Source organism: Pseudomonas sp. PS02303 (assembly GCF_029959925.1).
In the GTDB taxonomy this organism is placed as follows: Bacteria; Pseudomonadota; Gammaproteobacteria; order Pseudomonadales; family Pseudomonadaceae; genus Aquipseudomonas; species Aquipseudomonas mandelii.
Window position 1 is genome coordinate 1 of sequence record NZ_JASCOM010000296.1, and the last position, 6,875, is coordinate 6,875.

At 59.3% G+C, this 6,875-nt stretch carries 6 protein-coding genes; all 6 read right to left on the reverse strand.

What is annotated here, in order from left to right; genetic code table 11:
- Positions 1–85: 85 nt before the first annotated feature.
- Positions 86–793, reverse strand: a complete 708-nt coding sequence (ispD, locus tag QMX98_RS30765; RefSeq protein ID WP_010462788.1) for a 2-C-methyl-D-erythritol 4-phosphate cytidylyltransferase — start codon at positions 791–793, stop codon at positions 86–88.
- Positions 790–1,068: a cell division protein FtsB gene (ftsB, locus tag QMX98_RS30770; protein ID WP_008028992.1), complete on the reverse strand. Its 279-nt coding sequence runs from the start codon at positions 1,066–1,068 to the stop codon at positions 790–792. The genes ispD and ftsB overlap by 4 nt, the downstream gene beginning before the upstream one ends.
- Before the next feature lie 171 nt (positions 1,069–1,239).
- Entirely contained in the window at positions 1,240–2,529 is a 1,290-nt protein-coding gene (gene eno / locus QMX98_RS30775; RefSeq protein ID WP_282411880.1) for a phosphopyruvate hydratase, read from the reverse strand.
- Between the two features lie 156 nt (positions 2,530–2,685).
- Entirely contained in the window at positions 2,686–3,531 is an 846-nt protein-coding gene (gene kdsA / locus QMX98_RS30780) for a 3-deoxy-8-phosphooctulonate synthase (RefSeq protein ID WP_010462794.1), read from the reverse strand.
- Between the two features lie 5 nt (positions 3,532–3,536).
- Positions 3,537–5,168 carry a CTP synthase gene (locus QMX98_RS30785; RefSeq protein ID WP_010462795.1) on the reverse strand — a complete coding sequence of 544 codons (1,632 nt, stop codon included), beginning with the start codon at positions 5,166–5,168 and terminating at the stop codon, positions 3,537–3,539.
- Between the two features lie 274 nt (positions 5,169–5,442).
- Complete coding sequence (gene tilS / locus QMX98_RS30790; RefSeq protein ID WP_282411881.1) at positions 5,443–6,771, reverse strand: tRNA lysidine(34) synthetase TilS; 1,329 nt, start codon at positions 6,769–6,771, stop codon at positions 5,443–5,445.
- Positions 6,772–6,875: the final 104 nt, after the last annotated feature.

Here is a 6,875-nt window from a genome sequence, read left to right on the forward strand (position 1 = left end):
CGAGCAGGCTCAGTGCTACAGGGAAATTCATTCCAATGCAGGAGTGAGCCTGCTCGCGATGGCGGTTGAACAGCCAATGAGCGACTCAGCGGCGATTAGCCCAACGCTGACGAAGCCATTCAAGATCTTCAGGGCGAGTAACCTTGAGATTATCGGACCGCCCTTCAATCAGACGCGGCGCCAATCCAGCCCACTCCATGGCCGACGCTTCATCAGTCACCAAAGCATCCGCCACCAGACTGTCCGCCAATGCCCGATGCAACGCGCCGAGGCGAAACATCTGCGGCGTGTACGCCTGCCAGATCACGCTGCGATCCACGGTTTCAACCACACGACCGTGCTTGTCGACCCGTTTGAGCGTATCGCGGGCAGGAACTGCCAGCAGCCCGCCCACTGGATCGTCCGCCAACTCACCCAGCAACTTATCAAGATCATCACGCGAAAGATTCGGCCGTGCAGCATCGTGAACCAGCACCCAGTCTTCATCGTCAGCACCTTGAGCGTGCAGATGCAGCAAGGCATTGAGCACTGACCCGGAACGCTCGTCGCCGCCCTCGACCCGCTGAATACGCGGATCGGCAGCACACGCCAGGTTCGGCCAGTAGGGATCATCAACAGCAAGACTGACCACCAACCCCTTCAGGGCAGGATGATCAAGGAAACAGCCAAGGCTGTGTTCTAGAATAGTGCGCCCGCCCAATTGCAAGTATTGCTTGGGACGGTCTGCGGCCATACGGGCACCGACGCCCGCGGCAGGAATCACGGCCCAGAAGGCCGGTAAAGAGTTATTCATTGAGCCAACTGGTAAAGGGTTTCACCGTCCTTGACCATGCCCAACTCATGACGAGCCCGCTCTTCCACGGTCTCCATGCCTTTTTTCAACTCGCTGACTTCGGCGTCCATGACCCGATTGCGTTCCAGCAACCCTTCGTTCTCAGCGTGTTGATCTGCGATCTGCTGAGTCAGCTCAGCCACTTGCGCCAGACTGCCATTTCCCACCCACAGGCGGTATTGCAGGCCAGCCAGCAGCAAGAGCAAGACGAGGAACAACCAATTGGGACTGCGCATCGAATATCAGGTATCCAGTGAAAAAAGACAGCCATGCCAAAACTTTGAAGCTTCTGATAGCACGAAGCCTGGAAGACCCAGGCTTGTGCTTATAAGGCATCAGATTAGTGGCAAATCCATCGCTGTAGCGATTTTTCCGACACAATCCGGTGTCTTTTTACCAGTTAACGATTAACCGCGGAATTCGCTGCGACCGTTGTACTTGGCTTTGTCATTCAACTGCTCTTCAATACGCAGCAATTGGTTGTACTTGGACACGCGGTCCGAACGGCACAGGGAACCGGTCTTGATCTGGCCAGCCGCAGTGCCCACCGCCAGGTCGGCAATGGTCGAATCTTCGGTTTCGCCGGAGCGGTGCGAGATCACGGCGGTGTAACCAGCGGCCTTGGCCATCTGGATGGCTTCCAGGGTTTCGGTCAGGGTGCCGATCTGGTTGAACTTGATCAGGATCGAGTTGGCGATCTTTTTATCGATGCCTTCTTTCAGGATCTTGGTGTTGGTCACGAACAGGTCGTCGCCCACCAGCTGGGTCTTCTCGCCGATCTTGTCGGTGAGGATTTTCCAGCCAGCCCAGTCGGACTCGTCCAGGCCGTCTTCGATCGAGATGATCGGATAACGCTCGGTCAGGCCTTTCAGGTAGTCAGCGAAACCTTCGGCGGTGAACACCTGGCCTTCGCCGGACAGGTTGTATTTACCGTCTTCGTAGAATTCGCTGGCCGCGCAGTCCAGTGCCAGGGTCACGTCGGTGCCCAGCTTGTAACCGGCGTTGGCCACGGCCTCGGAGATCACTTTCAACGCGTCTTCGTTGGAAGCCAGGTTCGGTGCGAAACCACCTTCGTCACCCACTGCGGTGCTCAGGCCACGGGCCTTCAGAACAGCTTTGAGGTGATGGAAAATCTCGGTGCCCATGCGCAGACCTTCCGAGAAAGACTTGGCGCCAACCGGCTGAACCATGAATTCCTGGATGTCGACGTTGTTATCGGCGTGCTCGCCACCGTTGATGATGTTCATCATCGGAACCGGCATCGAGTAGACACCCGGGGTGCCGTTCAGGTTGGCGATGTGCGCGTACAGCGGCAGGTCCTGGTCCTGTGCGGCGGCCTTGGCGGCGGCCAGGGAAACGGCGAGGATCGCGTTGGCGCCCAGGGAGCCTTTGTTTTCGGTGCCATCAAGCTTGATCATCGCGTGATCCAGTGCTTTCTGGTCGCTTGGGTCTGTACCCAGCAACAGATCGCGGATCGGACCGTTGATGTTGGCAACGGCTTTGAGTACGCCTTTGCCCAGGTAACGGCTCTTGTCGCCATCACGCAGCTCGAGCGCTTCACGCGAGCCAGTGGAAGCACCGGACGGCGCGCACGCGCTACCGATGATGCCGTTATCAAGAAGCACGTCCGCTTCCACGGTGGGATTGCCACGGGAGTCGAGAACTTCACGACCTTTGATGTCGACGATTTTTGCCATTGTTGTAAACACTCCAAAGTTGACGAAAACGACGCAGCTAGAGGAAATCTTTTACCGTCGGCAAGTGGTGTGCAGCAGGCAGACTTGCGGACGATAAGGCTCAGGCCCGAGGGCCTGAGCAACAAATCGTGCGGTACTTTACCGGAGAAACGAGGTTTACGCGGTCTCTACCGTCGGAAAACTCTTCACCAGTTCGTCCAGGGCTTTGAGCTGGGCCAGGAATGGCTCCAGTTTGTCCAGGCGCAAGGCGCAAGGGCCGTCGCACTTGGCGTTGTCCGGGTCCGGGTGGGCTTCGAGGAACAGACCGGCCAGCGACTGGCTCATGCCTGCCTTGGCCAGGTCAGTGACCTGGGCGCGACGACCGCCGGCGGAATCGGAGCGACCACCGGGCATTTGCAGCGCGTGGGTCACGTCGAAGAACACCGGGTATTCGAACTGCTTCATGATGCCGAAGCCAAGCATGTCGACGACCAGGTTGTTGTAGCCAAAGCTCGAACCGCGTTCGCAGAGGATCAACTGATCGTTACCCGCTTCCACGCATTTGCTCAGGATGTGTTTCATCTCATGCGGGGCGAGGAACTGGGCTTTCTTGATGTTGATCACCGCGCCGGTCTTGGCCATCGCGACCACGAGGTCGGTCTGGCGCGACAGGAAGGCCGGCAGCTGGATGATGTCGCAGACTTCAGCGACGACCGCGGCCTGGTCAGGCTCGTGGACGTCGGTGATGATCGGCACGCCGAAGGCTTGCTTGATGTCCTGGAAAATCCGCATGCCCTCTTCCAGGCCGGGGCCACGGTAAGAGGCCACGGAGGAACGGTTGGCCTTGTCGAAGCTGGCCTTGAACACGTAAGGGATACCGAGTTTCTCGGTGACCTTTACGTATTCTTCGCAGACCTGCATCGCCATGTCGCGGCTTTCCAGCACGTTCATGCCACCGAAAAGCACCATTGGCTTGTCGTTGGCAATCTCGATATCGCCTACACGGATGATCTTCTGCGCCATCGGATTTACGCCTTCTTCTGGTGTTGAACCAAAGCTGCTTTAACGAAACCGCTGAACAACGGGTGACCGTCGCGTGGTGTCGAGGTGAACTCAGGGTGGAACTGGCAAGCGACGAACCATGGATGATCCGGGGCTTCAACCACTTCGACCAGCGCGCCATCACCGGAACGACCGGAGATTTTCAGGCCGGCTTCCATGATTTGCGGCAGCAGGTTGTTGTTCACTTCGTAGCGATGACGGTGACGCTCGACGATCACGTCCTTGGCGTAGCAATCGTGCACCAGGGAACCCGGTTCCAGCAGGCAATCCTGAGCGCCGAGGCGCATGGTGCCGCCCAGGTCGGACGATTCGGTACGGGTTTCGACGGCGCCGGTGGCATCTTCCCACTCGGTGATCAGACCCACGACCGGATGACCGCTGGCGCGATCGAACTCGGTGGAGTTGGCGTCTTTCCAGCCCAGCACGTTACGAGCGAACTCGATCACGGCCACTTGCATGCCCAGGCAGATGCCGAGGTACGGAACCTTGTTTTCGCGAGCGTATTGAACGGCGGTGATCTTGCCTTCCACGCCACGCAGACCGAAGCCGCCCGGTACGAGGATCGCGTCGACACCTTCCAGCAGCGCGGTGCCCTGGTTTTCGATGTCTTCGGAATCGATGTAGCGCAGGTTGACCTTGGTGCGGTTGCTGATGCCGGCGTGACTCATCGCTTCGATCAGCGACTTGTAGGCGTCCAGCAGTTCCATGTACTTGCCGACCATCGCGATGGTGACTTCGTGTTCCGGGTTCAGCTTGGCGTCAACCACCGCTTCCCACTCGGACAGGTCCGCGCTGCCGCATTGCAGGCCGAAACGCTCGACGACGAAATCGTCCAGGCCCTGGGAGTGCAGGATGCCCGGGATCTTGTAGATGGTGTCGGCATCTTCCAGCGCGATCACCGCACGTTCTTCAACGTTGGTGAACTGCGCGATCTTGCGACGCGACGAGATGTCGATCGGGTGATCGGAACGGCACACCAGCACGTCTGGCTGCAGGCCGATGGAACGCAGTTCCTTGACCGAGTGCTGGGTTGGTTTGGTTTTGGTTTCGCCGGCAGTGGCGATGTACGGCACCAGCGTCAGGTGCATCAGCATCGCGCGCTTGGCGCCGACTTCGAAACGCAATTGACGGATCGCTTCGAGGAACGGTTGCGACTCGATGTCACCCACGGTGCCACCGATCTCGACCATCGCCACGTCGGCATCGCCGGCACCCTTGATGATGCGGCGCTTGATTTCGTCGGTGATGTGCGGGATCACCTGGATGGTTGCCCCCAGGTAATCACCACGGCGCTCTTTGCGCAGGACGTGTTCGTAGACACGGCCGGTGGTGAAGTTGTTGTTCTGGGTCATGGTCGTGCGGATGAACCGCTCGTAGTGGCCCAGGTCCAGGTCGGTCTCGGCGCCGTCGTGGGTGACGAACACTTCACCGTGCTGGAACGGGCTCATGGTGCCCGGGTCAACGTTGATGTACGGGTCCAGCTTCAGCATGGTGACCTTAAGTCCCCGCGCCTCCAGGATGGCCGCCAATGAAGCCGAGGCAATGCCTTTCCCCAATGAAGAAACAACACCGCCCGTGACGAATATGTAGCGCGTCATGAAAAACCCTAGAAGTCTGCGTTAAAGCGGTCCGAGCCGCCGGGGAAAGCGAAGGAAGGCCGAAGCCCCCGATCACCTGCATTAATCACAGTGCACCTTTCAAAAAAACCGCCGCGTTGGGACAGACCGGCAGATGAAACACCGGTACGTTGCTCGCTACACATTTTTTGGAATCGCCCAGCAAAGACTGCTTGGTAATCGGCAACTTCTGTAATTCAGGCGAATCCACAGAAGTTGTATCAAGAAGGGAGCGTAGTCTACCGGAAAGCCCCTTTCAGCTCAAACCTTGATCTTCGCTCAGTGGGTCCCACTGCAAATGCCAGCCCTCCTGCTCGTTGCCATCGAGGCCCCGCAGGTTGGCCACCGCCAGCAATTGCGCGTCCCGGTAAAGCAGCGGCAATCTGCCACGGACGAAGCCCGGAACCCCGCGTTCGTTGAGCAAACGCTTGAGATCCCGGTGGCCGCGCTCAGGCAGATTCATGACCTCGCCTCCCTCACGATAGCGGATTTGCAGCGGGCCGGCGGGGATTTGGCCGGTGATCGTAAGCTCGCCGTTTTCCGGTAAAACCAGCGTTATCGAAGGATCAGCCCAAAGGCCGACTGGGGGGGGAACGCGCAGCCAACGACCCGACAGCCACCAGATACGCCCGCCCGCCCGATGCAATTCGCCCTCCGCCAATCGCCAGATCGGACGGGCATCCCCCGTGGCATCGCGCAAATCATCCCAACCCGACCAATGGTCGCTATCCGGCAGTCGCGTCAATGCTGCAAGCCAGTGACTCAATGCGTTGCGCTGGCGCGCGGCAGAAAGCCTGACCAGCGGCGCCAACTCCAGGGATGGCAGACCCAGCCAATCGAATTCATTGGCGGTATTGGCGCTGGCCAGATCGATGTGGGCCAGCTCATCGAGCAACCCCTGCGCTTCGCTCAGATGCGCGGCAGTGCGAGCCATGGTTGCCGTCGCTTGTGGCCAGCGCTCGGTCAATACCGGGAACACTTGATGCCGCAGGTAGTTGCGTGAGAACTGACGGTCCTGGTTCGAAGGGTCCTCGATCCAGCTCAACCGATGCTCGGCCGCATAAGCCTCAAGCTCGGCGCGTGTGACATCGAGCAACGGACGCAAAAGATGCCCGCGACCCAGGACGCGCTCGCGCGGCATGCCCGACAAGCCCCTCACCCCTGCCCCGCGCAACAGCCGAAACAACAGGGTTTCCGCTTGGTCGTCCCGGTGCTGCGCGGTGAGTAGCAGCTCATTGGCTTGAGTGGCTTCAACGAAGGCGCCATAGCGCGCATCCCGGGCGGCACGCTCAAGGCTGGCGCCGGGCTGAACCTGAACGTGAACCACCTGCAGCGGCACACCCAGCGCGTCACAGACCGACTGACAATGTTGCGGCCACGCATCAGCCGCAGCCTGAAGGCCGTGGTGAACATAAATGGCGCTGAGCGCCGGCAGGGATTGGTTTTTTGCGAGGTGGGCAAGGAGGTGCAGCAGGACGGTGGAGTCGAGTCCGCCGGAGAAGGCGACGCGCCAGGTTGTGGCGTTGCGCCACGGCGCGAGATTCAGCAGAAGCCTGGTGGAGAGATCACGGGTTGGCAGACTCATATCGATCACTTCGCACAAATCAAATGTGGGAGCGAGCCTGCTCGCGATGGCGGCTTAACATTCAACTTATCTGTTGGCTGTTATACCGCTTTCGCGAGCAGGCT